Consider the following 25,925-nt stretch of genomic DNA (forward strand, 5'->3'; position numbering starts at 1 on the left):
GCTGAAATGTGCTATCACGTGCCAGTACAAGCATGTCCAGATTCGCGTCATGCATTGGCGTTAGACAGTTAACTCCAGGTACAAAGATCTTATGAGCACACCAATTACGCTGTCTGTGGGTAGCCTCGATCTCACATACAACACTGGCTATATGGGCATGGATCACGGGATGCTCTATCAAGAGTCCGACCGCCAGTACCGTCGGCACGAGGGCATCGACTACGACTACGCTCATAGCCCTGAAAGTCTGGAGCAAATGGAGCTGTGTTTTTGCCGGACACTTGGTTCGATGGTGTCACGGTTGGAGCTGCTCGGATACACATTGGCGGCGGTGAGGTCGGAATACGAAAATCAGGTCGTGCTCGACAGAGACCAGTTCGAGGAATACCTGCCAGGTGAGCGTCGATCCGACCGTTTGACTTTCGATCAATTTATCGACTTCATCAAAGCGTACGCATTGCGAGACCTAAAAAGCGACTATGTCGCCAGCTACGATTCCGATCATGCACAGGGCCGGGGCCGCTTTGCGGCTGATCCAGCGGCATCTCTACTCCCGACGGGAGTGTTTGATCGAGACATCGGAGGCTACTCCGAGCGCAGCCATTTCGGCTCAATGTTAGGATTTCTGAGCCCATATGCAACTCTGCGAATCCTTGCCGAAAACCCCGCTAATCTAGGTGAAGATGTCGTCTGGGATTACGGCAATTTTGTGGATGCAGGATGGGCTAAAAATGAGGATTTCATTGGGAACGCACGTCGGACCCAGACCTATTTGATAGCGACTGAAGGCACTTCTGATACCCACATTCTGAAGCGGGGTCTGGCGCTGCTCCGCCCGGACATCGAGGATTTTTTTCGATTCATTGACATCGAGGAGCGTCACCCATTTTCCGGTACAGGTAATCTGTCCAAGTTCGCCGAGGGACTGGTCAAAATTGATGTTCACAATCGCGTGGTCTTCCTGTTCGATAACGACGCCGAAGGAGTGGATACCTATAAAAATCTACTCAAACGCTTTCAATTCCCAGTGAACATGAAAGCTATGGTTCTTCCTGACTTGGACGAGCTGCGCGAGTTTCCGGCGAAAGGCCCGTGTGGTGTTGCCAACGCTGACATCAACGGCTGCGCGGCCGCTATCGAGTGCTATCTCGATCTCAATCTTAAGGGGCGACCCCCAGCGCAGGTGACCTGGACGAATTACAGTAACCGTCCGGCCATGTCATCTACCCAGCCCCGCAAAGCCAAGACATCGAGTGCACTCAAATTTAAGTGAGCACCAGATCTAGCCTTTAAACGGGTATTTCATGCAGCCAACACTCGGTTCCTATTCCAAGGCCTTCAAAGCCCAGGTCATTCAATATGGGTGCCCAGCACGGCACTACAATTGCCAGCATCGCATTCAGCCGTAAGCGTGCCCGTGGAAGTCGCAAGGCTGGCATGACGCTTTTTTTTGTAAAATTTTTGACGATAGGATGAAGCGTACTCTTCAGAAACTGCTCGTGCCGCCGATGGCCCAGAGGAGCCAAATTCAACCTTCGGGGTTTCAATGCTAGTAAGCAGCTATAACAGCGTGTATGTGCTGTTTTCCTTCGCCGTAGCGATCCTGGCGTCTTATACCGCGCTGGACATGACTGGTCGAGTCACCCGTACCGAAGGCAAAGCATCGGCACTTTGGCTTGCCGGTGGATCTTCCGCCATGGGCACGGGCCTCTGGTCGATGCATTTTATTGGCATGTTGGCCTTCCAACTGCCCATCGAGCTGGGTTACGACCTGACGCTGACTGGCTTATCGTTGTTGATCGCCATCGCCTCCTCCGCCTTTGCTTTGTGGCTAGCATGCCAGACGGAAATGCCACTGCCGCGTTTGCTGCTTGGTGCGGTGCTCATGGGTATCGGAATTGCATCCATGCACTACGTTGGAATGGCGGCGCTGCTGATGAATCCTGTAGTGGAATACGTTCCGTCGTTGTTCGCGCTATCGGTGCTGATTGCTATCCTTGCTTCGGGCGTGGCTTTGTGGATCGCTTTCCGCATGCGTGGCGAAGGTCAGTACATCAATCGTACACGCATCGGCGCCTCGTTAATTATGGGGTGTGCCATTGTTGGAATGCACTATACCGGAATGGCGGCTGCCCAATTTCCTATCGGGAGCGTGTGCGGAGCGGTCAATGCAGGCATTGATAGCAACTGGCTAATGGTTTTGGTGATTCTGATCACGCTGGCTGTCTGCGCTATTGCCTTGATCGTATCAATGCTTGACGTCCGCACCAGCATACTTGCCAGCTCCCTTGACCTCGCAAACAGTGAACTGGTGCAGCTAGCTCTTCACGACAATCTTACTCGCCTCCCTAACCGTATCCTCCTAAACGACCGTCTTCAGCAAGCGATTCATAAAGCCATCAGGCAGAAGAGCCACTTTGCCGTACTCTTCATGGATCTGGATGGTTTCAAAGCTGTTAACGATACTTACGGTCATCACACTGGCGACCAGTTGCTTCTGCAAGTAGCAAAGCGAATCAACGACGCCAAACGCGGCGAAGATACGGTGGCTCGCCTCGGAGGCGACGAGTTCGTTCTGCTTATCGATCCCGGCGAACCTGAAGACGCTGCGATGTTGGCGCAACGCTTGGTGGAAAATATTCGATTACCTTACGTACTTGGGCGGCAGACAGTGCATGTGTCCGCTAGCATCGGTATCGCTATATTCCCAGAAAATGGCCTAACCGAGCATGAGCTGATGGTCAATGCCGATGCGGCTATGTACCACGCCAAGGAGCAGGGCCGCGATGGCTACTGCTTCTTTGAAAAAGCTATGAACGTTAACGCTCACCTGCAGTTGGAAATGCAACAGGATCTGCGGTGCGCACTGGATCGGAATGAATTTATCCTGCACTTCCAGCCGAAGATGCTCGCCCCAAATGGCCCTATGATCGGCGTTGAAGCTTTACTGCGTTGGAACAAGCCAGGTTTGGGCTTGGTGCCGCCCGTCCGTTTCCTGCCCTTGGCAGAGCGTACTGGATTGATCGTGCCAATCGGTAGCTGGGTAATCCATGAGGCGTGCCGGCAGATGGCCGAATGGCAAGCGTTAGGCGAAGGTAAAGACGAATGGAGTATTGCGGTCAACATTTCGACGGTACAACTGGCCCATGCAAAGCTCGTTGATGTCGTGCGCAATGCCCTGCAAAGCAGTGGCCTGCCCCCCCGTTTCCTGACACTGGAAGTTACCGAATCTACGGCGATGCGGGACGCTGAAGCTGCTTTGATTGTTCTTGATCAATTGGCAGCATTGGGCGTGAATATCTCCATCGACGACTTTGGTACCGGTTATTCCAGCCTGCTTTATCTTAAGCGCCTACCAGCCAACGAACTGAAGATCGACCGAGGTTTTATCACCGAGCTGGCTAAGTGTAACGATGACGCGGCTATCGTTTCGGCCATAGTAGCGCTCGGTAAAACGCTGGGGCTGAGGATCGTTGCAGAGGGTGTGGAAACCGCTGAACAACAACAGATGCTTACCGAGTTGGGTTGCGACATTTTGCAAGGTTACCTGCTGGGCAAGCCGATGAGCGCAGAGAGGATGCTGGAAAGCTTAAGCGCGACCAAGACTCTAGCGTGATACTGCACAAGCCATAGATTCAAGTTGGTGCTTGCTGGTGCAATTTGCAGACCCGCTACATCACCTGATTTAAGCATCAGTTAAACATTCGAATTGGGATTTACGGCTTCTCCTCATTCGTCCGATAGTAAAATTCACTCTAAGGCTAATCAATGTTCAACAAGGCAATCAAGCAGACCTTGGCTGAGGCTCTGCAAAAGCTTCAGGCCGCAGAAGCAAGGGCCGTGGCCGTTGACCGTTCGACGGCAACAATTGAATTTAAACCCGATGGCACCATCATAGGTGCCAATGAGAACCTTCTTACCACCATGGGCTACCGACTGGAGGAGATCGTCGGACAGCACCATCGTATTTTCTGTTTTCCTGATTACCAGGCGAGTGCCGACTATCGTAAGTTCTGGCAGCGCCTGGCTGGTGGCGAGTACATACGTGAACGTTTCCTGAGGCGTAATAAGCAAGGCCTGGAGGTCTGGCTCGAAGCCAGCTACAACCCTATCCGAGGCGCCGATGGTCGCGTCGAAGGCGTGCTGAAGCTGGCCACCGACATTACTACTCAGGTGATCCGTGAGCAGGAGCAGAGCAGCATGGTTCAGGCCATCAGTCGCTCGATGGCTGCGATTTCCTTTAACTTGAAAGGTGAGGTTCTCGACGCCAACGAAAACTTCGAGCAGGCCATGGGCTATCGCCTGGATGAGATTCGGGGAAAGCACCACCGCATGTTCTGCACACGAGGTGAAGCGGACTCTCCTGAATACCGCGATTTCTGGGAGCGACTGAACCGTGGTGAGTTCTTCTCTGGACGCTTCCAGCGACTCAACCGGCATGGCGATACCGTCTGGCTGAGCGCAACCTACAACCCGGTATTCGATGCCAGTGGCCGGCTTTACAAAGTAGTTAAGTTTGCCCGTGATATTACGTCCCAAGTGCGCCAGCAGCAGGCAGAATCCGATGCAGCCACGTTCGCCTACAATATATCCCAGCAGACGGACAGAAGCGCTCGCCATGGTGCCGAGGTCATTAGTGAAACGGTCGAGGTGGTACAAGGCATAGCAGCCGAGCTCTCACGAGCGGCTGAAGGCATCACTGCAGTCAATCAGCAGTCAGAGATGATCCGCAGCATCGTGCAGACCATCCGAGGTATCGCCGAGCAGACCAACCTACTTGCTCTAAATGCTGCTATCGAAGCTGCAAGGGCGGGTGAACAAGGCCGAGGTTTTGCGGTGGTCGCCGATGAAGTACGAAACCTTGCAGCCCGCACGGCGCAGGCCACCGTGGAAATCGTCGATGTTGTGAAGCGCAACCATGAACTAGCGCAGGATGCTGTGGAGAGCATGCAGGCTAGTCGCCAAAAGGTCGATCAAGGCGTCGATTTGGTCAGCCAAGCCGGCTTTGTGATAGAGGAAATTCAGAGCGGAGCACGGCAAGTAGTCGACGCCGTGCGCCAGTTCGCCGAGGCAAAGGAAGAGCTCTGATGTAACTGTATCGGGCACAACCTCGTAAGGCTGTTCCAATTTCTCACGATAAGCGTGCTTGTCCAATATGACATCATCGCTGCTTACTGGGCGCAACTGAACGTTTGCATCCGAGCATCACGTCTTACGCAATTAGACCGGTTGCCAAATATGCGGCAGCAAATGATCGATTTCACTCGCCCGCTGCGTCGGCAGGCGTGTGAGCACGTCCTTCAAATAGGCATACGGATCATGACCGTTGAGCCGCGCAGACTGGATCAAACTCATGATCGCCGCCGCCCGCTTTCCGCTGCGTAGCGACCCTGCGAAGAGCCAGTTCTTGCGTCCAAGAGCCCATGGTCGGATCTGGTTCTCTGCCCAATTGTTGTCTATGGGTACAGCCCCGTCATCGAGGTAGCGCGACAGCGCTGCCCAGCGTTTCAGGCTGTAATCGAGTGCTTTGCTGATGGCTGAGCCTTCGGGCACAAGGTCGCGCTGGGCGCTCATCCAGACATGTAGCATGTCCATTACCGGGACGGCTTTTTCTTTCCGTATTCGCCGCCGTAAATCCGGCTCCAGATCGCGGACTTCGCTCTCGATTTCGTACAACAACTGGATATAGCGCAGGGCTTGCTCAGCAAGCGTGCTTTTATTCGTAGCGTGCAGCTCGAAGAATTTGCGCCGTGCATGGGCCATGCAGCCGATTTCGGTCACGCCGAGTTCGAAGCTGGCTTTGTAACCGCCAAAATCGTCACAGACCAGCTTGCCCCTCCAGCCTTGCAGGAAGTTGCGAGCATGCTCTCCGGCACGGCTGGGGCTGAAGTCATAAACCACCGCTGCCACATCCGAGAACTGGCTGGTGGCGTAGGCCCAAACATAGGAACGGTGGGTTTTCTTTGTTCCCGGCATGAGCATTTGCACGGGTGTTTCATCGGCATGAATAATCTGCTGCCCGAGTACCACTTCGCGCAGCGCATCGACCAGCGGCTGCAACTGAACCCCAGTCACGCCAACCCATTCGGCCAAGGTTGAGCGTGGAATCGCCAGGCCCGCTCGACCGAAGATCGATTCCTGACGGTAAAGCGGTAAATGGTCAGCAAACTTGGCAATCATGACGTGGGCCAGCAGCCCAGCGGTTGGGATGCCCTTGTCGATGATCTGAGCCGGAACCGGTGCCTGGATAAGCGTTTCGCAGTCATCGCAGACCCATTTGCCACGTACATGACGCTCGACGGTGAACACGCCCGGTGTGTAATCCAACTTCTCACTGACATCTTCACCGATGCGTTTCAGCGCGCAGCCGCATGGGCAGTGAGTGTTGTCAGGTTCGTGATGGATCAGTGTGCGTGGAAACTCAGCCGGCAATGCAGTGCGCTTGGGCTTCTGCTTTTTCTCGGTCGCCGCTGGCACTGTTTGCAAGGCCTGAAGCTCTGCTTCAATCGCTGCGATATCTGTATCGATCAGGTCATCGAGCAAACTGGCCTGCTCAGGATTCATCTGCTCGCTGCGCTTGGCAAATTTCAAGCGCTTGAGCTGCGCAATTTCGAAGGTCAGCTTCTCGATCACCGTCTGATCGCGGTTGATCTTCTTGCCCATGGTTTCGACCGTCTTACCCATTGTTTCGACTTGCGAGAGCAATTGCGCAGCTAAGGCACGCAGTTGGTCGGGAGTCATTTGGTCGAGATTGGGAGAAGAAGTCATGCGCCGAATTTTGCCAGAGCAGGCGCTTCGCGGCGATAGACCGATAGGCTAATGGCAGCCGTTAAAGCAGTGTGATCGAGCCGCCGGAACCTGCTCGTTGCCATGGCAGGCCCAATACCAAGGCTTGGAGTTGCTCGGTGTCCAACTGCATTTCAGAGCCATGACGAATGCTTGGCCAGTGGAACTTGCCCTGGCTCAACCGGCGCGCCGCCAGCCATATGCCGAAGCCGTCATGCACCAGCACTTTCATGCGATTGGCGCGGCGGTTGGCGAAAAGATAAGCACAGTGCGGCTGCGCCGCACCGAACACCGCAATCACCTTGGCTAATGCCGTTTCGGTACCAGCGCGCATGTCCATCGGCTCGGTGGCGAGCCAGATGGAGTCGATGCGAATCATCGCAGAAGGTCTCGAAGAAAGGTCGCGCAGGCAGCAGCATTTTCAGTGGGCCAGTTCACTGTGACGGTGCCACGCGGGTGCTGTATTTCAACGCAAATATTCGATGATGATGTGTGGGATTTCGCCCCTGCCAGCGGCACGGGTAACGGAATAAATGCAGGTTGCAGCGCCGTGCTTTTCTGCGCTTGCAGGCGAATCCATTTGTGGACGAGGTTTGCGTTGAGGTTATGGCTGAGTGCGATGCTGGCAATCGAAGCACCGGGCTGGGCACACTCTTGAATGACCTGAGCTTTGAAGGATTTGGAATAGGAACGGCGTGTTGGCTGCATGAAATACCCGCTTAAAAGGCTAGAACTGGTGCCCACTTAAATGTAAGTGCACACCATGTCTTGGCTTTGCAGGGCTGGGTAGATGACTTGGCCGTACGCATACGAATTACAAGGAGTCGTTAGGTATTTATCAGGGCGCCCTCGATTTCAAAGATAGCTACGCAAAGGCGTTTTATGAAACCACTCAGGAGGATGTTGAATCAGGTGTGTATGACGCGAGTAAGCTCCGATCCGTGATAGCGGCGCTTCTTGAGGAATGCACTGGTTTGGCTGCTGCGATGCTCTATTCGAAGTCCTAAACCTCAATAGCCTCTCGGCGAAGGCGCTTCCACCTAACGCGGACCGAGATGATTTCTGGCCCCTACCATCCGCTCGTCGCTACCTCTTGGAGATGGCCATCCATCCAATGCCCATGGGGTACAGCATGGCTAGAATGGTATAGTCTCTCATTTATTTGCAGAACAGCCGCAGGAAGCCGCTGGGAGATTTCACATGGCGATCTACACCGCAGGCTATGAAGGGTTGTCTATCGACGCCTTCATCGCTCGTCTTAAGCAAGCTCAGATCGACAAGGTTCTGGACGTTCGCGAGTACCCTCTGTCCAGAAAGCCTGGTTTCTCCAAGAAGGCTTTCGCCCAGTGCTTGGCGGATGCAGGAATTGCCTACGAGCATTCCCCTCCCTTGGGTTGCCCAAAACCGATTCGAAACCGCTATAAGGTCGATGGCGATTGGGGGGTCTATGCGCGCGACTTCAGGGCTTACATCCGTACCCGGATGGACCTTCTGGAGAACCTGACAGCTGATGCCTCAAGCCAGCGCATTTGTATGGTTTGCTACGAAGCTGACGCGAATTTTTGTCACCGCAGCCTTATCGCCGAGGCTGCGAGTGAATTGGATTCATCCCTGGATACGCGGCATCTGCCTCTCAAAATAGAGAAATTTGCTGATTTGCTTCGGGCGGTTGCTTAGGTGGATAGATGAGACTGATGATAAGCCACTGTTGCGGAAATCGATGAATCGTTCCCATTAGAAGCATAAGATCTTTTCCTGGTAACTCGACCTCCAGCTTCTGTCGAAACGGCGCTTCCCAGCCGTTAGGCCCATGAGCTCGGCGCATGTTTCTGTACAGCTGGCTTGCCTCCCAGTCTACGATCTTGTGCTTATAAATCTTTACCTCACCATCAAGTACTGACTCATAGCTGTAGTAGAAATCGAAGGGCACCTTCTCTAGGCGCTTGATGCTGGCTTTGACATCGTCCTGATCGAATAAACCGGGCTGGCGCTGCAGTCTCTCCAGTTTTTCAAGCTCCTCATCAGTCCAGCTTTCTGACGCGGCTTTACGGATCTCTAATCCAATAATTCGCTCAGGCTTGATCAAGCCGAGCGTGACATTGGAATTCTGTCGAGCCTGCTCCAGAGCCTCAAAACTGTCGTAGATGGGCAGCTTGCTAAGCATTTCCCTCCTTCGAATCCACGCTTTCGAGGTTGGAATAATGTCTTGGGGCTGAATCGTATCCACGCCAATCTTATGGCTTTCAGGTCGGTGATCGTTGGAGCTTTTTTCGATGGAGGCTTCGATCCACTGCCACTTTGAAAATCGTTGATCATCAGTGACCAGGCGGAACGGTACAGGGTAAAGACGGATCAGATTGCCTGCCTCGTCCATCCCCGCAACGCACGAAGTCTCTGTATAGGCAGCGCTGGGTGACGGGTATGTTTTGCATAGGATTAGTATGCGAGCTTTCCTTCTCATACAGGCACGTCCTTATTGTACTGCTGATACTGTAGCGACCAGAGCGTAAACTGGCCATATGATATCGCCCTGTCCCGACAAACCTCATCCATGTGCGGCTGCCACTGAGCGTCATCACCAAGAGCGAGCAATTCAGGCATAGCTGCTGCTAGGGATTGCCTAACCGGGCTGCACCGCAGAAAGATTGAACGCAGCTTCGGCACGAACTTGCCGTCCGATTGAAGCGGACGAGCTACGCACCGTTTGGGGTTGCGGCCCCTTTCGATGTTCGTCGATGGGATCTAGCTCAGTCGCAAGGGGCTTCCGGCGTACTGAACACTCCAACAAAATGGCATTTGCAAAGCTGCTTGAGCAAATCACCGCTTGCATGGCTGCTGGAGTATGATGGGGACTGGTAGCTCTGGCAGGAGAGCCCAATGACTGAATCAGCGCGCACCACGGTAAAGTGCCTGGATCCCGGCGACGGCTCCGGCGATGTGATTGTGGAATTACCTGACGACATTCTGCGCGAGCTCGGGGTCACGACGGGCGACAGACTCTCCATAGAGCTCATCAACGGCGATATCGTACTCAAGCCAGTCCGCGAGCGCCGCGAATCTGATTAGCTACGCGTTGCAGGCCCTCTGTGTCGTCGTGTTGAGCTGATGAAGCTTTCTAGCGGGGATACATGGGACGGCAGTCAGCCTACTGCCGTCCTTCTGGTCGGTGCGTTATTTGGCTGGATAGTTGGCGACTACTAGGTCCGCGCCGCTTTTGGTTAACCCAATGACTTGGTAGGCATGGCTTACGCCATCAACCTCCATGCCTGGGGATCCAGCTGGCATTCCTGGCACGGCGATCCCGACCAGATCGTTCCGCTCCTTGAGTTCTCGAATCTGCTCAGCTGGCACGTGACCTTCAACAAACTTTCCATCAATCACGGCTGTGTGGCAGGACGCTAACCGTGGCGCTACGCCCAGCTTCTGTTTCACTGCGCTCATGTCCGTCTCAATATGGTCGGTCACTTTGAAACTATTGGCTTCCAAGTGCGCGATCCATTTCTTGCAGCAACCGCAGTTCGCGTCTCGGTGAACGTCGATGGACAAAGGCTCGGCAGCGTAGGCCGCTGAGGTCACCAGCAGCCCAGCGATAGCGGCTAGACGAACGAGTATCCGGTTAGTTGGCATGAGTGTGCTCCTTACCGTCTTTGTGAACATGCGTCTTTGTCGACGATTTCGGGTGGGCGTCCGAATGGGCTTCGGCCGCATTGTGGTCACCGTGATGATCTGCCGCTTGGGTGGCGCCTGCGGGTGGAGCTCCATGGTCGTGAGCTGCCTGGGCATGATCGTTGTCTGCCGCTTCGTCGTGATCGCCATGCTCGGCATGCCCGCTCCCGCCGTGCTGGCCCTCATGGTTATGCATATCGCTTTCGCCGCCGCCGTGCTGATGGCCACCGCTCGTGGCCACCAAAGCCTTGTACTGCTCGGGATTCATTTCGGGAAGTTGATCCAGGAACGCGACTATTCCCCAGATGTACTCATCACCCATGCTCTTGCCCCAAGCGGGCATGCCGGTGGCTTTGATGCCGTGCTTGATCGTCCAGAATGCGGCAGCCGGTTCGCCTCCGACACCCACCTTGGTGAGGTCAGGTGGCGACGGGTATAGCGCTTGGCTAAGTTCTGTCTTTCCAACGCCAGGGGCGAGGTGGCACCCAATGCACATGGCGTTGTAGTTGCCTGCGCCTGCCTTGATCAACGCAGCGTTCTTCAGGTCAGGCACTTCAATGTCTCGCGCTCGAACCTCAATCGACCGGTCGCGAGCCATGGCGAGAAACGAATGGACAGCCGGGAAGTGAGGATCATCGGCGCCGACATTCACCAAGCCGAAATACGCGGTGCCCAATACCGCAGCACTTCCGACAGCACCGGCCACAAGCAGCGTTGTAATTGTTCTTTTCATGTTGGAATTCTCAGAACCACATCCTGATACCGGCAACGAAGCGTGCCTCATCAACATCTCCACCCTCGTCTCGGATGAAGTCAGCGGTGTTGCCGTAGGAGCGGCTCCAGGTAACGCCTATGTACGGGGCAAACTGGCGGACGATTTCATACCGTAGACGCAGCCCGACTTCGGTATTGGCCAGACCCGATCCAACACCGCGCTCAGGATCGTTCTTGCCATAGAAGTTCGCCTCGGCCGTGGGCTGCAAAATCAAGCGATTGGTCAGCAGGATGTCGTATTCGCCTTCAAGACGCGCAGCAGTCTGGCCGTTCTCGCCGATGAACGCCGTAGCTTCGGCCTCGAAGTCATACAAGGCCATGCCCTGAATACCAAAGGCTGCCCAGGTCTGCGGTGATTCCGGTTTGAAATCCTGACGGACTCCGGCGACCACGTCCCACCAAGGACTGACCGAGCGCCCGTATAGCAGTTGCAGCTCAGCGTCTTCGGTTACCCCATTGGTGCGCTCGCCTTCCGAGCGAACCCAGAGTCGATTGATGTCGCCGCCTACCCAGCCTGATGCGTCCCAGGCCAGGGTGCTGCCCTCATCGGCGTCTTGGTATTCGAGCTGGTCCAACAGGAAGAAGCTGTTGATTCCGCTGTCGTGCACCTGGTGGCCACCCAAAGGCGGAAAGGCTGCCTCGCGGTCGGCATCAGTGAGCACTGGAATCGGCGTGCGACTCGTTGTGGTCGGAGAAATCGCTGAACCATGATTCATCTGGGAATGGTCCATGCCCTTCATCGAACCGTGATCCATGCCCTTCATGTTTCCATGGCCCATTTTGCTGTGGTCCATCTTGCTATGGTCCACCGGGCTGGATTTGCTCTGGCTTTGAGCATGCTCCATCTGGCTGTGATCAACAGGGGCAGGCTGTTTCTGCTGTTTGCTCACCCCCATCTTGCTGTGATCCATCGCCGGCATCGATTCGGACGGAACAGCATCCATTTGCATGGAACCGTGCCCCATTTTCGAATGATCCATGCCCGAGTGATCCATTTCTTCAGCGGCGAAGCTGGGCGTTACGCCCAGCATGCCGATTGAAACAGTCAGGGCCAGCAGCGAAGGCCGCCCAAGGCTATTGACCATCTTTCCCTGCCTTAGCTTTGTCGCTGCCATGCGATTCCATCATTTTGTCGTGGTCCATGCCTTCCATCGAGCCATGGTCCATCCCCTTCATCGAGCCGTGGTCCATACTTTCCATGGACCCATGGTCCATGCCTTCATGGTTCATCCCCTGACCCTGCTTGTCCTGCGAACCTTTGGCTTTACCGGCCTCGGTAGATTTCTGGGAATGCTGATCATGGTTGTCGCTGGACCACGACGACGGGGCATAAACAGCCAACATGCCGACCATCGCAGCAGAGAGGAAAAAGGCGCTTCGTTTCATTGGTTTGCTCATCTCAAATCTCCAGCTCATTCGTCCACACGGACTTCTCGGAACATGCCCATTTCCATGTGGAACAGTAGGTGACAGTGATAGGCCCAACGTCCCAAGGCATCTGCGGTGACGCGATAGCTTCGTTTTGAGCCAGGTGGCATGTCGATGGTGTGCTTGCGAACCATGAAGTTGCCGTTCTCGTCCTCCAGATCACTCCACATACCGTGGAGATGGATGGGGTGAGTCATCATGGTGTCGTTGACCAAGGTGATGCGAAGACGCTCGCCATATTTCAACCGCAGCGGTTCAGCATCAGAGAATTTGATACCGTCGAACGACCACGCGAACTTCTCCATGTGGCCGGTAAGGTGCAGTTCGATTGTGCGTCCAGGCTCTCGACCATCGGGATCGATGAAGGTGCTCCGCAAATCGGCGTAGGTCAGCACTCGGCGCCCGTTGTTGCGCAGGCCAATTCCCGGATCGTTCAGCTTCGGGGTCGGCGACATGGTCTGCATATCGACCAACGGGTTGTTTGTCTCGGAAGCCGGATGGCTCTGCATTGCACCGCTCATGCCGGCCATGCCCTCATGACTCATCCCAGCCATCGTGCTGTGATCCATGCCGGCCATGTTGCTATGGTCCATTCCAGCCATCTTGCTGTGGTCCATGCCGGCCATGCTGCTATGGTCCATTCCAGCCATCTTGCTGTGGTCCATGCCGGCCATGCTGCCATGGTCCATCCCAGCCATCTTGCTGTGATCCATCCCGGCCATGTTCCCCTGGTCCATGCCAGCCATGCCGCCGTGATCCATTCCGCCCATGCTGCCGTGGTCCATGCCCATATCGCTCATGGCGATGATCGGGCGTGGATCTACCTCCGGCACGGGCGCTTGCAAGCCTTCACGAACTGCCAGGGTGCCTCGGGAGTACCCGGTACGGTCCATGGATTGCGCGAAGATTGTATAGGCCTGCTCGTTTTCAGGTTCGACGATGACATCGTAGGTTTCGGCAACGGCGATCCGGAACTCATCGACCGATACGGGTTTGACGTACTGGCCGTCGGCAGCCACAACCGTCATCTTGAGCCCAGGAATCCGGACATCGAAATAGGTCATGGCCGAGCCGTTGATAAAGCGCAGGCGGATCTTCTCGCCGGGCTTGAAGATACCCGTCCAGTTGCCGTTCGGAGCCTGGCCGTTCATGAGGTAGGTGTAGGTATACCCGCTCACGTCAGCGAGGTCGGTGGGGCTCATCTTCATTTCAGCCCACATCTTCCGATCCGCTACAGCGGCCGACCAGCCTTTCTCGCTCACATCGTCAACGAAGTCGCTAACAGTGCGCTTGTGGAAGTTGTAGTAGTCAGATTGCTTCTTGAGTTTGGAGAGCACCCGCGCCGGGTCTTCATCCGTCCAATCGCTGAGCATGACGACGTAATCACGGTCGTACACAAACGGCTCCGGATCCTTGGCATCGATCACCAACGCCCCATAGACCCCGGACTGTTCCTGGAAGCCTGAGTGGCTGTGATACCAGTAGGTGCCGTTCTGGTGGACCTTGAACTTGTATTCGTACATGCCATCGGGAGCGATGCCGTGGAAGCTCAAGCCCGGCACACCGTCCATGTTGGCGGGCAGGATGATGCCGTGCCAGTGAATGGAGGTGTCTTGTTTCAGCCGGTTGCGTACGCGCAGTGTCACGGTGTCGCCTTCGCGCCATCGCAGGATCGGCCCTGGCACCGAACCGTTGATGGCCATGGCCGTGCGAGCTGCACCCGTGATATTGACGGGGAGTTCGCCGATATACAGATCGAAGTCCGTGCCGCTCAGCACGTTCGGTTGGCCAGGGCTGGTCACGGCCCAGACCGGCGCGCGCCACATGCCGAGCCCACCCAGAAGTCCGGTAGCGGCCAGGCCTTTGACGAAAGATCGTCTCGTGGTTTTGCTTTGCATGCCGTTGCGTCCAGTCAGGTAGATCGCTGATATCCAGGCTGCTCGATGGGGCAGCCCTTGGGTTCATTGGAGCTCTCACCAGTCTCGTAGACTTTCGTCACTGCGCGAGGCTGATGAGAGGCCGTAGTCTGAAACTGCCATAGTTCAGATTCCGGGGTGATTACATTTCTGTAAGCTGGGATCAGCAGCTTTCGTGGCCGGCATGCTTGCTGGACTGGGCGGCAACTGGCGCCTGCTCTTTCTTCTCCTGCGCAACTTGGAATGCCTGCATGGAGCTTTGGCGAGCCGCTTCCATCCGCGCAAAGGTCCGGTCCGCGCCGCCCTCTGCCAGGGCGATGCCTGCCATGCCGAAGGTAACGACCATCACAATTGCTTTGACCATGTTCATCTGGAGATCCTCAGTGGGTTCTGCGCCTCATGGCGTCAGGTACAGGGTCAAGTTAGCTTCGCGGTGCTGTCAGAAAACTGATCTCGACATTACTTTTCCGTCAGCTTCTGGTTGGGCGTCTTTTTTCCTGCAAACTGGAGATGCACCCCGCGTGGATGAGAGCAGATGAAATTACTCGTAGCCGAAGATGAGCCAAAAACCGGTGTCTACCTCCAGCAAGGTCTGACAGAAGCTGGCTTCACCGTTGACCGGGTGATGACAGGCACTGACGCCCTGCAACAGGCACAGAGCGAAGCGTATGACTTGCTGATACTCGACGTGATGATGCCGGGGCTCGATGGCTGGGATGTCCTGCGCAAGATCCGTGCGGCGGGTCAGGATGTGCCGGTTCTTTTCTTGACGGCCCGAGACGGCGTAGACGACCGCGTGAAAGGTTTGGAACTGGGCGCTGATGACTACCTGGTGAAGCCCTTTGCGTTCTCGGAGCTGCTGGCTCGGGTTCGCACGTTGTTGCGCAGAGGCAACGGTGGTGCTGCTCAAACCACCATGAAGATGGCAGACCTTGAGGTAGACCTGCTCAAGCGTCGAGCTACGCGAAACGGCAAGCGGATCGACCTTACCGCAAAGGAGTTTTCCCTGCTGGAGCTGCTCATGCGCCGACGCGGCGAGGTGCTCCCCAAGTCGCTGATCGCTTCTCAGGTCTGGGACATGAACTTCGACAGTGACACCAACGTGATTGAGGTAGCGATTCGCCGACTGCGGGCCAAAATAGATGACGACTTCGCGCCAAAGCTCATCCATACCGCCCGAGGCATGGGCTACATGATGGATGTGCCCGAGTGATGCGCCCGCAATCATCGCTCGTCAAGCGACTGACCCTGATGTTCATGTTCGCAGTGACTGCTGTCCTGGTGGTTGCCGGGGTGGCTTTCTACGGGCTCAGCCAGCACCATTTCCGGATGCTGGATGAGCAGGCGCTTTCCGAAAAGCTGGAGTCAACGCGTCATATCCTGTCCATCTCAGCAGCGCGAGGCGGGCTCCACGATCAGGAGCAGCAGCTGCGGGCATTGCTCGGCGCACATCAGGATTTGTCGGCGAAAATCACCAAGGCTGACGGTACGGTCCTGTTTTCAGACCCCAAAGCCTCCCAAATTCCCCAGCGGTTCGAGCAGGCGCACCGGGGTGCGGTCTGGGAATGGCAGGATGAATCGCAGAACTTTCGCGGCATTACCGCCCAGCTGACCATTGCAGGCGAGCCGGAACCGGTGACGGCCGTGCTGATGCTCGATGTCACCACTCACGCCCATTTCTTTGTCACCCTGCAATGGTGGTTCGGAATTGGCCTGGTGATCAGCGCGATTGTAAGCGCAGGCTTGGGTTGGGTCGTGGCCAAGAGTGGGCTTCGGCCTGTTGGGCAAATCACCAAAGTGGCCACCGGGATGTCGGCAAGATCGCTCCGCGAGCGCATTCCCCTGGAGCCCGTGCCGCTAGAGCTTCAGGAGCTCATCCTGTCTTTCAACGGGATGCTGGGACGGTTGGAGGATGCATTCGTTCGGTTGTCCAACTTCTCTGCCGATATCGCTCACGAGTTGAGAACGCCAGTCAGCAACCTTCTGACCCATACTGAAGTGGTGCTCACCAAGAAGCGTGACCTGGATGCCTATGAGGAGAACCTCTATTCGAACCTGGAAGACCTCAAGCGTATGTCGCGCATGATCGACGACATGCTGTTCCTCGCCAAGGCGGATAACGGTCTGATCGTCCCTGAGCAGATTGATGTGGAGCTCTCCGACCTCGTTTCCAAGCTGTTCGAGTACTACCAGTTCCTGGCTGAGGATCAAGGCATCCAGCTGACCCTACACGGGCAGGGTAAGGTTCGTGGCGATCGCCTGATGATTGACCGAGCGCTTTCCAACCTTCTATCCAACGCGTTGCGCTACACCCCGGAAGGTAACGAGATATCAGTGCGAATCGAGCAGACGCCTGAAAGCGTGACGCTTTCCGTGCGTAACAGCGGGGTAATCATCGATTCCCAGCACATTGGCAAGATCTTCGACCGATTCTATCGAGCCGATCCAGCCAGGCGCGAAGGCGGCCCAAGCAATGCAGGCCTGGGTCTGTCGATAACCCGCTCTATCATCGAGGCTCATAGCGGACGAATCTGGTGTACTTCAGCGGAGGGTGTCACAACCTTCTTCATCAGTCTCCCAGCCTCTAAGCGGTGGGTTAGTGCAGCCCCAACCCCTTAATGCTGAACTCATCCCGGTAATCTATACTCGCCCATCATGAATCGGTTCATTCGACTGCTCACCATCCTGATGCTTATCGTGGCGCTTCCGCTTAACGGGATGGCGGGCATCGATTCGGCGACTGAACCTTGCCCAATGCAGACCATGGGCATGGAAATGATGGCGGGTATGGATCATGACTGCTGCCAGGACCAAGACCTGGGCAAGGCCGGCGATCACGCCAAATCCTGCAAGGTCGGCCAGGAGTGCAGGACTGCTAGCACAGTGCAGCTCAGCTTCCTGACGCCTGGGCTGACCTTTGCCAAGCCACGACCTGCCGATACCTACGCGGTAGGCATAGCGACAGGCTCTCCCCCCGATCCATGGCGGCCTCCCCGCGTCTGATTCCCTCTTAATTTCACACCGTCGTTCCGCCTAGCAGCGGGGCGATGGCACGCGCCTGGGCGCTGATCTTTCGAGGAATCATTTTCATGACTCCCCAACGTTTTCAGGGACGGATAACCACGGCCGTCCTGTTCATACTGCTGCCGGCTGTCTCGGCACAGGCTGCAACGCTGTCGCTGGATGAGGCGCTGCAACTGGCTGAACGCAACGCTCCCTCTCTACAGGCCCGCCAGGAGCAGGCATCAGCTGCGCGCAGCGCAGTCATTCCAGCGGGCGAACTACCCGATCCGCGCCTGAATCTCGGGGTACAGAACCTGCCGATTGAAGGCACCGACCGCTGGAGCATGAACAGAGACTTCATGACCATGCAGGTGGTTGGCCTGTCCCAAGAAGTACCGAACCGGGACAAACGCAAAGCTCGCATAGAGACAGCGCAGGCCACGGTCGAGCGAGCCGATGCCGAGGCGCTGTTCGAACGGCTGAAAGTTCGGGCGGCAACCGCACAGGCTTGGGTGGCTGCATACACCGTGCAGCGAAAGCTTGAACAGTTCGACGCCTTCTACAAAGAAAACCAGCTGCTGGCTTCCACGGTGCGGGCCAGCCTGGCCGGAGGCGCAGGCTCAACGGCCGATACGTTGGCTCCCAAACAGGAATTGGCACAGTTGGACGAGCAGAAAGACGTTCTGTTGAGTCAGTCAGCTCAGGCGCGAGCCGCGCTGAAGCGCTGGATTGGGCAGGACGCCGAAGTGGGCGCGCCGACGTTCCCTGTCTGGCCTGTAGATGCAGCTGAATACTTGCACTCCGTCCATGCCCATCCGGAGCTCAATACCTACAACGCCATGACACGCGAGGCTCAAGCCCAGGTACACCAGGCTCAGGCGGAAAAGAAATCGGATTGGTCCTGGGGGGTGGATTATCAGCGCCGTGGTCCGGACTTCAGCAACATGGTCAGCCTGCAAGTCAGCTTCCAGTTGCCGTTGTTCACCAGCTCCCGGCAAGACCCAATGATTGCGGCACGACGCGCACAAGTTCGCCAATTGGAAAATGAGCAGGACGCTGCCCTGCGCGAGCATCAAGCTCAGCTTGAAACAGACCTTGCCGAGTACCAACGCTTGCAACGGGCTGTACGGCGCAGTCGCGAAACACTTTTGCCCCTGGCCGAGGACCGGGTACGCCTCGCTCTGGCGGACTACCGCGCCGGTAATTCGCCGTTGAGTGAAGTGCTGTCGGCACGCCGGCAGCGTGTGGAAGCGCTGCTACAGGATGTGGACCTGCAAGGACAGTTGGCGGCAACAGCAGCGCGTCTGCATTTCGTTTATGGAGAGGTGCGGGCATGAGGAATAGGTCGATTGGTTTGCTCGTGGCTGCTGCCCTTGCTATTGGGATAGGCGCGGGCTTCTGGCTAGGTGGAAGAGGTGCGTATTCCTCATCCCAGCCAGTAGGTGAGGAAAAAAAAGCGCTGTACTGGTATGACCCGATGTATCCCCAGCAGCACTTCCCGGCGCCCGGAAAATCGCCGTTCATGGACATGCCGCTCGTGCCCAAGTATTCGGATGACACGGCTGGCGAGGAGCAGCCTGCGGTTCAGGTCTCGGCTGGGCTCCAGCAAAACCTTGGGATTCGATTGGCGACGGTGACGGCTGGCCGGCTAGAACGGACCCTGAGTGTGAGCGGCGTTCTAACGTTCGACGAACGCGACTTCAGCGTATTGCAGGCCCGGACTGGCGGCTACGTCGAGCGCGTCTATGGTCGAGCGACGGGCGACATCGTTGCCAAAGGGGCTCCTCTAGCCGATGTGCTAACCCCGGAGTGGGCTGGTTTGCAGGAGGAATACCTGGCGCTGCGGCATTCCGGCGACACGCAGCTGACGGCGGCGGCACGACAGCGGCTTGTGCTCGCCGGCATGCCGGCCGACCTGATCAACCGGGTCGCGAGCACTGGGAAGGTGCAGCTCTCGGTCACACTCTCCGCACCCACGGCCGGAGTCATCCAGGTTCTCGATTTGCGACCCGGAATGACGTTGACGCCGGGGGCTACCTTGGCGAGGATCAATGGAGTGGCCAACGTCTGGCTGGAAGCGGCTGTGCCGGAAGCCCAGGCTCAAGGTCTTCGCGAAGGCCAGCCTGTGCGGGCGCAATTGCCAGCGTTCCCAGGCGATCCCATACCGGGCAAGTTGACCGCGTTGCTCGCCGATGCCGATTTGCAGAGCCGCACGTTGCGCCTGCGTATCGAGTTGCCCAACCCGGATGGACGGCTTCGTCCTGGGATGACCGCTCAAGTGGCTCTCCATCCCGGCGAGTCTTCCGAGCAAAGCCTCTTGGTGCCTGCCGAGGCGGTCATCCGCACCGGCAAGCGAGACCTGTTGATGCTGGCTGAAGACGGTGGTCGCTTCCGGCCGGTGGAAGTCGTGTTGGGCCAGGAGAGCAGAGGGAAAGTTGCGGTGTTGCAGGGCCTTCAGCCAGGACAGCGCATCGTCGCGTCCGGGCAATTCCTGTTGGACTCCGACGCTAATTTGAAAGGCATCGAGGCGGCGACGGCGCAGGATAGTCAGCCTAATGCGGGGCCAGCCCTGCATGAAGCGGATGGCCGTGTCGTGCAGATAGACGGCACCCAGCTCACCGTTGCCCACGGTCCTTTCATCACCCTGGGCATGCCAGGGATGACCATGACCTTTCCTGTGGTTGATCAGTCTCTCCTTGATGGCCTCAAGGTCGGTGCGCAGATTCGCTTTGGCATACGCGAACGCGACGAGGGCATGGTAGTTGAGCAGATCAACGTGGTGGAGGGCCAACCATGATTGCCAAACTGATCCGCTGGTCGGTAGGCAACCGTGTGCTGGTGCTCCTCGCCACGCTGTTTCTGGTGGCATGGGGCTTCGTCTCGGTGCGTAGCCTGCCAATCGACGCCTTGCCCGACCTGTCGGACGTGCAGGTGATCATCCGCACGTCCTACCCAGGCCAGGCTCCCCAAATCGTTGAGAATCAGGTGACCTATCCGCTGACCACAACCATGCTCTCGGTTCCGGGGGCCAAAACGGTACGCGGTTTCTCCGCCTTCGGTGACAGCTTCGTCTACGTGCTGTTCGAGGACGGCACCGATCTGTATTGGGCGCGCTCACGGGTGCTTGAGTACCTGAGCCAGGCGCAATCGCGATTACCTGAGGCAGCCAAGCCGGTACTGGGCCCGGATGCCACCGGAGTGGGCTGGATTTATCAGTATGCGTTGGTCGATCGCAACGGCGGCCATGACCTGTCGCAACTGCGCAGCCTGCAGGACTGGTTCCTGCGCTATGAGCTCAAGACCCTGCCGGATGTCGCTGAGGTAGCCACCATCGGCGGTATGGTCAAGCAGTACCAAGTCGTCCTCGATCCGCTGCGCATGGCCAGCCTCGGTATCACCCAGGCTGAGGTGGTTGAGGCTATAGGCAAGGCCAACCAGGAGACCGGTGGCGGTGTACTGGAGCAGGGCGAAGCGGAGTTCATGGTACGTGCGGCCGGCTACCTGCGATCGCTGGATGATTTCAGAGCGATACCGCTGCGACTGGCTACCAAGGGCGTGCCGGTGACATTAGGCGACGTCGCTACGGTGCAGATAGGTCCGGAAGCCCGCAGAGGCATAGGCGAACTGGACGGCCTCGGCGAAGCCGTAGGAGGGGTGGTGATCCTGCGCAGCGGGAAGAATGCTCGTGAGGCCATCGGGCACGTCAAGGCCAAGCTAGAAACCCTGAAGAAAGGCCTGCCAGCCGGGGTGGAGCTTGTCACCGTCTACGACCGCAGCCAGTTGATCGACCGTGCCGTGGAGAACCTCAGTCACAAGCTGATCGAGGAATTCGTAGTAGTGGCGTTGGTATGCGCAGCGTTTCTCTGGCACCTGCGCTCGTCGTTGGTGGCTATCGTGTCGCTTCCCGTGGGAATCTTGATTGCGCTGATTGTCATGCGTCATCAGGGTATCAATGCCAACATCATGTCCCTTGGCGGAATCGCTATTGCCATCGGTGCAATGGTGGACGCTGCCGTGGTCATGATCGAGAACGCCCACAAACGTGTTGAGGCTTGGCATGCCCGGCATCCTGGTCAACCCTTGCGAGGCGAAGCGCATTGGAGGGTAATGACAGAGGCGGCCGTCGAGGTAGGACCGGCACTATTCTTCAGCCTGATGATCATCACGCTATCGTTCATCCCGGTGTTCACGCTGCAAGCCCAGGAAGGGCGTCTCTTCGCACCCCTGGCCTTTACCAAGACCTACGCAATGGCAGCGGCGGCTGCGCTATCGGTGACCCTGATTCCGGTGCTGATGGGGTACTGGATCAGAGGGCCACTGCCTGCGGAACAGCGCAACCCGCTCAACCGGGGCCTCATCCGGCTGTACCGTCCGGCATTAGAGGTCGTCCTGCGCCGGCCTCTGGTTACCCTCGCTGGAGCATTGCTCATCCTGCTCAGCAGTCTGTGGCCCTTGAATCATCTTGGGGGCGAGTTCCTTCCTCCGCTCGATGAAGGTGATCTGCTTTACATGCCTTCAGCCTTGCCTGGACTCTCGGCGCAGAAAGCTTCAGAGCTGTTGCAGCGAACGGATCGTCTGATTCGAACTGTTCCCGAGGTGGCCAGTGTCTTTGGTAAAGCCGGCCGCGCCGAGTCCGCTACCGACCCGGCACCGCTGGAGATGTTCGAGACCATCGTTCGGCTCAAGCCCAAGAGTGAGTGGCGTCCAGGAATGACCACGGAGAAGCTCATCGAGGAGCTTGATCGCACTGTGCGTGTGCCTGGGCTGACCAACATCTGGATCCCGCCCATCCGCAACCGCATCGATATGCTGGCCACCGGTATCAAGAGCCCAATAGGCGTCAAGGTGGCCGGCAGCGACCTAGACCAGATAGACCGGGCTACCCTCGCTGTGGAGCGGGCAGCGAAAAAGGTTCCTGGAGTGACTTCGGCGCTGGCGGAGCGTTTGACTGGTGGCCGCTACATTGATCTGGATATCGATCGCCATGCCGCTGCCCGTTACGGTCTGAACATCACCGACGTACAGGCCCTCGTGGCTGGCGCCATTGGTGGCGAAACCATTGGAGAAACGGTTGAAGGCTTGGCCCGCTATCCCATCAGCGTGCGCTATCCACGCGAATGGCGTGATTCCGTGGAGGCGTTGCGTCAGCTGCCGATCTACACCTCGCAGGGCGGTCAGCTGACGCTCGGCAGCGTGGCCCGCATACGTATCGCTGATGGCCCGCCCATGCTTAAGAGCGAGAATGCTCGCCCCTCGGGTTGGGTGTACATCGATGTGCGCGGCCGGGATCTATCGTCTGTTGTGGCAGACCTTCGTCAGGCGATCAACAGCGAGGTGAAGCTCGATCCAGGCATGAGCTTGAGCTACTCCGGCCAGTTCGAATACCTGGAGCGGGCGAATGCCCGTCTGGCCTGGGTGGTGCCGGCGACGCTGGCCATCATCTTCGTGCTGCTCTACCTGACCTTTGGGCGCCTCGGTGAGGCGTTGCTCATCATGGGCACACTACCGTTCGCGCTGACCGGAGGCGTTTGGCTGCTGTACCTGCTGGGCTACAACCTGTCGGTGGCCACAGGCGTTGGTTTCATTGCCCTGGCCGGCGTAGCGGCGGAGTTCGGAGTGATCATGCTCATCTACCTGAATAACGCTTGGGCTGAGCGTCAAGCCAAAGGCGAAACCACACGAACAGCGCTGCTCGACGCGATCCGTGAGGGCGCGGTGCAACGCATCAGGCCCAAGGCAATGACTGTGGCGGTCATCGTTGCAGGCTTGCTGCCCATCCTCTGGAGCAGCGGTACCGGCAGCGAGGTCATGAGCCGCATCGCGGTTCCCATGGTGGGCGGCATGCTCACCGCCCCCTTGCTTTCCCTTTTTGTAATCCCTGCGGCGTACTGGCTGATCCGTCGCCGCGAACTTGCTGTAACTACCCCCAACCTCTCAGGAGAAATCCAATGAAAAAGCTAATTGTCATCGCAGGCCTGGTCACCGCTTTTGCCACCAGTGTGCATGCCCAGGACATGGATGGTATGGACATGAAGAAAATGCCAGCCTCCGCCGAGGGGGGCCAAGGGAGCCAGGCGGCTCCCACTGCGCATGCTGAGGGGACAATAAAGGCGCTGGATCTTCAAAGCGGGAAAATCACCTTAGCGCACGGCCCGGTAGCAGAGCTCAAATGGCCGGCGATGACCATGGGCTTCCAATCTGAGCCTGCACAGCTGAAGGGCTTGAACGTAGGCGACAAGGTGAAATTTGGGTTCCGCATGGAGGGAAGCTCCGCGAAAATCGTGAGCATCCAGAAGCAGTGATTGAAAAGCCTTGAATGATCGGGCACGCCTTCATACTGAGATGATTCGGACAAGCTTACAGAAATGTAATCAATCTTCAGGAACCCCTCAGGTCGAACGCTACATACCGTCATGAGACGGTGCACTGGCATCACATCGACCCGATACCGGAGATATGATCATGAACAGTAGCTTTGATGAATGCATCTCGGAATGCCTGCGCTGTGCGCTGGCCTGTGAAGGCTGCGCGTCAGCCTGCCTGCAAGAGCAGGACGTAAAAATGATGGCTGACTGCATCAAGTTGGACAGGGATTGCGCAGATATGTGCAGGCTGGCGGCTACCTTGATGGCACGAGAAAGCATGCTCGCCAAGGAATTTTGTGCGTTGTGCGCCAGGATTTGCCGCGCCTGCGGGGAGGAGTGCAGTAAGCACACGGCAGACCACTGTCAGCATTGCGCACAAGCCTGTTTGGCCTGCGCACAATCCTGCGAAGCAATGGCTGCCTAATTAATTTCGACCGACCGTCGTTCTTTTGCAAAGTACTTAGGGAAGACCTCGGTCGGTCGATCACAAGCCCCCTGGCGGCCGATCAGCTGGCGCTACTGGTGATCAGCTGACTTCAAGAATTAACCTGTGCTTCGGTCAGTTTTGACCCCTGCAGTTAATTCCGGCAGTGCGATATTCAAGGATTTTCAGCTCTCCTGTTGAGTCCTCGTAATTCATCTGTGCCGGCATCACGTCGCAGCTGCCGTTGGTCGAAGTCCTGCTGATGACTCTCGCCACGTCCAGCTTCATTCCATAGCGATAATGGATCACCTCAGGTGGCTTTTTTCCATTGGCCGCTGCGTATGCACGCATAGCCTGCTCATTCGCCTGAATCATTTTTCCGTGCAAACGATCAGAACCTCCTTCGGAAAAAGCGGATGAGGAGGCGATTAAGAGAAGTAGGCCGGCGATGCATTTGGCTTTGATCATTTCAATTACTCCATGAAAACATGACTGCAGCCTAAGGCCCGGTAGCTGTCATCCATGTGATCCAGGCATTACATCTTTGTAAGGCTGTGCTGGGTTGACAGCGCTATTCCCTCATAGACAGTTTGCGGGTGCCTAAGGTAAAGCCGACACGGGACAGAGCTTTTCAAACTCTGCGGAGTTGGAAATCACCCTAGGGGCTAGGGATCGCTCTCTGCGCTCATATCCCCGAGCCTCGAATAAATCGGGCGCAATTGTGGTCCGCAGAGGCTTTAAGCCCCGTCGGCTTCGGCTATGCGTTCAAGTGCTCTAAGCAGCAAGGTACCGACCCCGGATCCTCTTTCCCAGGATCCACAACCAGCGAACGAATTAGACGAGCCTGGCCATCCTTCGATGCCCCATATCCCAGTTCCGTTTCTCCACGGTGAAAGGAATAGAACATGCGGTCGTGCTGCAGAAGGTCCGGGGTAGGCAAGCCGGCTGCGGAAAGATACTCATCCAACCCCTGGATCTGATCGGCACCAAGCAATCGGAGAGACATCTCAGGGTGGTTCATCGTGGACTCGATGGGAAGGGAATCAATATCCGGATAAGGGCGCGAACCCTGGATTTTGCCTCCTACTGTGACTCGGTCATCTGGTCAGTGAATTAATATCTGCTTTACCGTATATCTGAATGGTCATATATTCGAGCCTCCAGATATGAGCCGCCCGTGCTGCGTTCCCCAGGAGGTCAAATGCGGGAAACCCTAACCCCCCCCATCGTTTTTAAATGTCTCGCTGACGAAACACGAGCCCGGATGACCTTGCTGATCGCCAGTGAAGGCGAGCTATGCGTATGTGAGTTGACCTGCGCACTCGACCTCAGCCAGCCGAAGATTTCTCGGCATCTTGCTCAATTGCGAGAAGCCGGAATCCTCATGGACCGGCGGCAGGGACAATGGGTGTATTACCGCCTCAATCCGTCCTTGCCAGAATGGGTGCAGATGATGCTCAAGAGTGTTGTCGATGCAAACGCCCAGTGGCTAAGCGCCGATGCTGTGCGCCTTGCTGAAATGGGCGAGCGTCCACAAAGCCCTGCTGCTTGTGCTTGATTTTC

23 protein-coding genes and 2 pseudogenes are annotated in these 25,925 nt (G+C 56.8%); 14 read left to right on the forward strand and 11 right to left on the reverse strand.

From position 1 onward, the window contains the following. Window positions 1-91: 91 nt before the first annotated feature. The 4 genes and pseudogenes from GYA95_RS23300 to GYA95_RS28405 all read left to right on the forward strand — a co-directional run. Window positions 92-1,273: a HEPN/Toprim-associated domain-containing protein gene (locus GYA95_RS23300; RefSeq protein ID WP_161551506.1), complete on the forward strand. Its 1,182-nt coding sequence runs from the start codon at window positions 92-94 to the stop codon at window positions 1,271-1,273. Window positions 1,274-1,546: 273 nt separating this feature from the next. Then, window positions 1,547-3,616: a putative bifunctional diguanylate cyclase/phosphodiesterase gene (locus tag GYA95_RS23305; RefSeq protein WP_060501710.1), complete on the forward strand. Its 2,070-nt coding sequence runs from the start codon at window positions 1,547-1,549 to the stop codon at window positions 3,614-3,616. A gap of 152 nt (window positions 3,617-3,768) precedes the next feature. Continuing rightward, window positions 3,769-4,545 (forward strand): annotated as a pseudogene (locus GYA95_RS28400) (PAS domain-containing protein); the annotation flags it as partial. Window positions 4,546-4,650: 105 nt separating this feature from the next. After that, window positions 4,651-5,088 (forward strand): annotated as a pseudogene (locus tag GYA95_RS28405) (methyl-accepting chemotaxis protein); the annotation flags it as partial. A 132-nt stretch (window positions 5,089-5,220) separates the two neighbouring features. Here the strand turns inward: GYA95_RS28405 and tnpC are convergent. The 3 genes from tnpC to tnpA all read right to left on the reverse strand — a co-directional run bounded on the left by tnpC (window position 5,221) and on the right by tnpA (window position 7,494). After that, complete coding sequence (gene tnpC, locus GYA95_RS23315; RefSeq protein ID WP_034128274.1) at window positions 5,221-6,768, reverse strand: IS66 family transposase; 1,548 nt, start codon at window positions 6,766-6,768, stop codon at window positions 5,221-5,223. A gap of 61 nt (window positions 6,769-6,829) precedes the next feature. Further along, the gene (gene tnpB / locus GYA95_RS28030) at window positions 6,830-7,165 is read right to left on the reverse strand and encodes an IS66 family insertion sequence element accessory protein TnpB (RefSeq protein ID WP_009682493.1); all 336 of its coding nucleotides are present in this window, start codon (window positions 7,163-7,165) and stop codon (window positions 6,830-6,832) included. Then, window positions 7,162-7,494 (reverse strand): IS66-like element accessory protein TnpA, encoded by a 333-nt coding sequence (gene tnpA / locus GYA95_RS23325; protein ID WP_009682494.1) that lies wholly within the window; start codon window positions 7,492-7,494, stop codon window positions 7,162-7,164. The genes tnpB and tnpA overlap by 4 nt, the downstream gene beginning before the upstream one ends. A 492-nt stretch (window positions 7,495-7,986) precedes the next feature. Here tnpA and GYA95_RS23330 point away from each other — a divergent pair, with 492 nt between their 5' ends. After that, window positions 7,987-8,463, forward strand: a complete 477-nt coding sequence (locus tag GYA95_RS23330) for a DUF488 domain-containing protein (protein ID WP_060519784.1) — start codon at window positions 7,987-7,989, stop codon at window positions 8,461-8,463. On the opposite strand, the gene GYA95_RS23335 is transcribed toward GYA95_RS23330, so the two are convergent. After that, on the reverse strand, window positions 8,420-9,160 hold the full coding sequence (locus GYA95_RS23335) for a hypothetical protein (protein WP_197864294.1): 741 nt from the start codon (window positions 9,158-9,160) through the stop codon (window positions 8,420-8,422). The two genes, GYA95_RS23330 and GYA95_RS23335, sit on opposite strands and share 44 nt — an antisense overlap. 503 nt (window positions 9,161-9,663) lie before the next feature. Here GYA95_RS23335 and GYA95_RS23340 point away from each other — a divergent pair. Continuing rightward, a complete protein-coding gene (locus GYA95_RS23340; protein ID WP_060519780.1) occupies window positions 9,664-9,852 on the forward strand; it encodes an AbrB/MazE/SpoVT family DNA-binding domain-containing protein in 189 nt (62 codons plus the stop codon). A 105-nt stretch (window positions 9,853-9,957) separates the two neighbouring features. Here the strand turns inward: GYA95_RS23340 and GYA95_RS23345 are convergent, their stop codons facing one another. The 6 genes from GYA95_RS23345 to GYA95_RS23370 form a co-directional block, all read right to left on the reverse strand. Beyond that, window positions 9,958-10,413, reverse strand: coding sequence for a DUF411 domain-containing protein (locus tag GYA95_RS23345; protein ID WP_060519778.1), 456 nt, complete (start codon window positions 10,411-10,413; stop codon window positions 9,958-9,960). Beyond that, a complete protein-coding gene (locus tag GYA95_RS23350) occupies window positions 10,403-11,185 on the reverse strand; it encodes a c-type cytochrome (protein ID WP_060519775.1) in 783 nt (260 codons plus the stop codon). Before GYA95_RS23350 ends, GYA95_RS23345 begins: the two co-directional genes overlap by 11 nt. A 10-nt stretch (window positions 11,186-11,195) precedes the next feature. Beyond that, window positions 11,196-12,311 carry a copper resistance protein B gene (locus GYA95_RS23355; RefSeq protein ID WP_060519774.1) on the reverse strand — a complete coding sequence of 372 codons (1,116 nt, stop codon included), beginning with the start codon at window positions 12,309-12,311 and terminating at the stop codon, window positions 11,196-11,198. After that, a complete protein-coding gene (locus tag GYA95_RS23360; RefSeq protein WP_019470286.1) occupies window positions 12,301-12,624 on the reverse strand; it encodes a hypothetical protein in 324 nt (107 codons plus the stop codon). Before GYA95_RS23360 ends, GYA95_RS23355 begins: the two co-directional genes overlap by 11 nt. A gap of 14 nt (window positions 12,625-12,638) precedes the next feature. Next, the gene (locus GYA95_RS23365) at window positions 12,639-14,552 is read right to left on the reverse strand and encodes a copper resistance system multicopper oxidase (RefSeq protein ID WP_060519772.1); all 1,914 of its coding nucleotides are present in this window, start codon (window positions 14,550-14,552) and stop codon (window positions 12,639-12,641) included. A 181-nt stretch (window positions 14,553-14,733) separates the two neighbouring features. Further along, window positions 14,734-14,940: a co-regulatory protein PtrA N-terminal domain-containing protein gene (locus GYA95_RS23370; RefSeq protein WP_060519770.1), complete on the reverse strand. Its 207-nt coding sequence runs from the start codon at window positions 14,938-14,940 to the stop codon at window positions 14,734-14,736. Window positions 14,941-15,105: 165 nt separating this feature from the next. Here GYA95_RS23370 and GYA95_RS23375 point away from each other — a divergent pair, with 165 nt between their 5' ends. From GYA95_RS23375 to GYA95_RS23405, 7 genes are all read left to right on the forward strand, one after another. After that, the gene (locus GYA95_RS23375) at window positions 15,106-15,783 is read left to right on the forward strand and encodes a heavy metal response regulator transcription factor (RefSeq protein ID WP_060519766.1); all 678 of its coding nucleotides are present in this window, start codon (window positions 15,106-15,108) and stop codon (window positions 15,781-15,783) included. Continuing rightward, the gene (locus GYA95_RS23380) at window positions 15,783-17,189 is read left to right on the forward strand and encodes a heavy metal sensor histidine kinase (protein ID WP_060519764.1); all 1,407 of its coding nucleotides are present in this window, start codon (window positions 15,783-15,785) and stop codon (window positions 17,187-17,189) included. Before GYA95_RS23375 ends, GYA95_RS23380 begins: the two co-directional genes overlap by 1 nt. 470 nt (window positions 17,190-17,659) lie before the next feature. Then, window positions 17,660-18,910, forward strand: coding sequence for a TolC family protein (locus tag GYA95_RS23385; protein WP_060519761.1), 1,251 nt, complete (start codon window positions 17,660-17,662; stop codon window positions 18,908-18,910). Beyond that, window positions 18,907-20,370, forward strand: coding sequence for an efflux RND transporter periplasmic adaptor subunit (locus GYA95_RS23390; RefSeq protein ID WP_101195989.1), 1,464 nt, complete (start codon window positions 18,907-18,909; stop codon window positions 20,368-20,370). The genes GYA95_RS23385 and GYA95_RS23390 overlap by 4 nt, the downstream gene beginning before the upstream one ends. After that, window positions 20,367-23,525, forward strand: coding sequence for an efflux RND transporter permease subunit (locus GYA95_RS23395; RefSeq protein ID WP_060519757.1), 3,159 nt, complete (start codon window positions 20,367-20,369; stop codon window positions 23,523-23,525). Before GYA95_RS23390 ends, GYA95_RS23395 begins: the two co-directional genes overlap by 4 nt. Then, window positions 23,522-23,875, forward strand: coding sequence for a copper-binding protein (locus tag GYA95_RS23400; RefSeq protein ID WP_060519755.1), 354 nt, complete (start codon window positions 23,522-23,524; stop codon window positions 23,873-23,875). The genes GYA95_RS23395 and GYA95_RS23400 overlap by 4 nt, the downstream gene beginning before the upstream one ends. Window positions 23,876-24,035: 160 nt before the next feature. Beyond that, window positions 24,036-24,362 carry a four-helix bundle copper-binding protein gene (locus GYA95_RS23405; protein WP_101195988.1) on the forward strand — a complete coding sequence of 109 codons (327 nt, stop codon included), beginning with the start codon at window positions 24,036-24,038 and terminating at the stop codon, window positions 24,360-24,362. A 135-nt stretch (window positions 24,363-24,497) separates the two neighbouring features. On the opposite strand, the gene GYA95_RS23410 is transcribed toward GYA95_RS23405, so the two are convergent. Then, a complete protein-coding gene (locus tag GYA95_RS23410) occupies window positions 24,498-24,830 on the reverse strand; it encodes a DUF2790 domain-containing protein (RefSeq protein WP_039614978.1) in 333 nt (110 codons plus the stop codon). A 733-nt stretch (window positions 24,831-25,563) separates the two neighbouring features. Between GYA95_RS23410 and GYA95_RS23415 the strand changes: the two genes are divergently transcribed. Next, window positions 25,564-25,920, forward strand: coding sequence for a metalloregulator ArsR/SmtB family transcription factor (locus tag GYA95_RS23415; protein ID WP_060519748.1), 357 nt, complete (start codon window positions 25,564-25,566; stop codon window positions 25,918-25,920). Window positions 25,921-25,925: the final 5 nt, after the last annotated feature.

Source organism: Pseudomonas asiatica (assembly GCF_009932335.1).
GTDB lineage: Bacteria > Pseudomonadota > Gammaproteobacteria > Pseudomonadales > Pseudomonadaceae > Aquipseudomonas > Aquipseudomonas asiatica.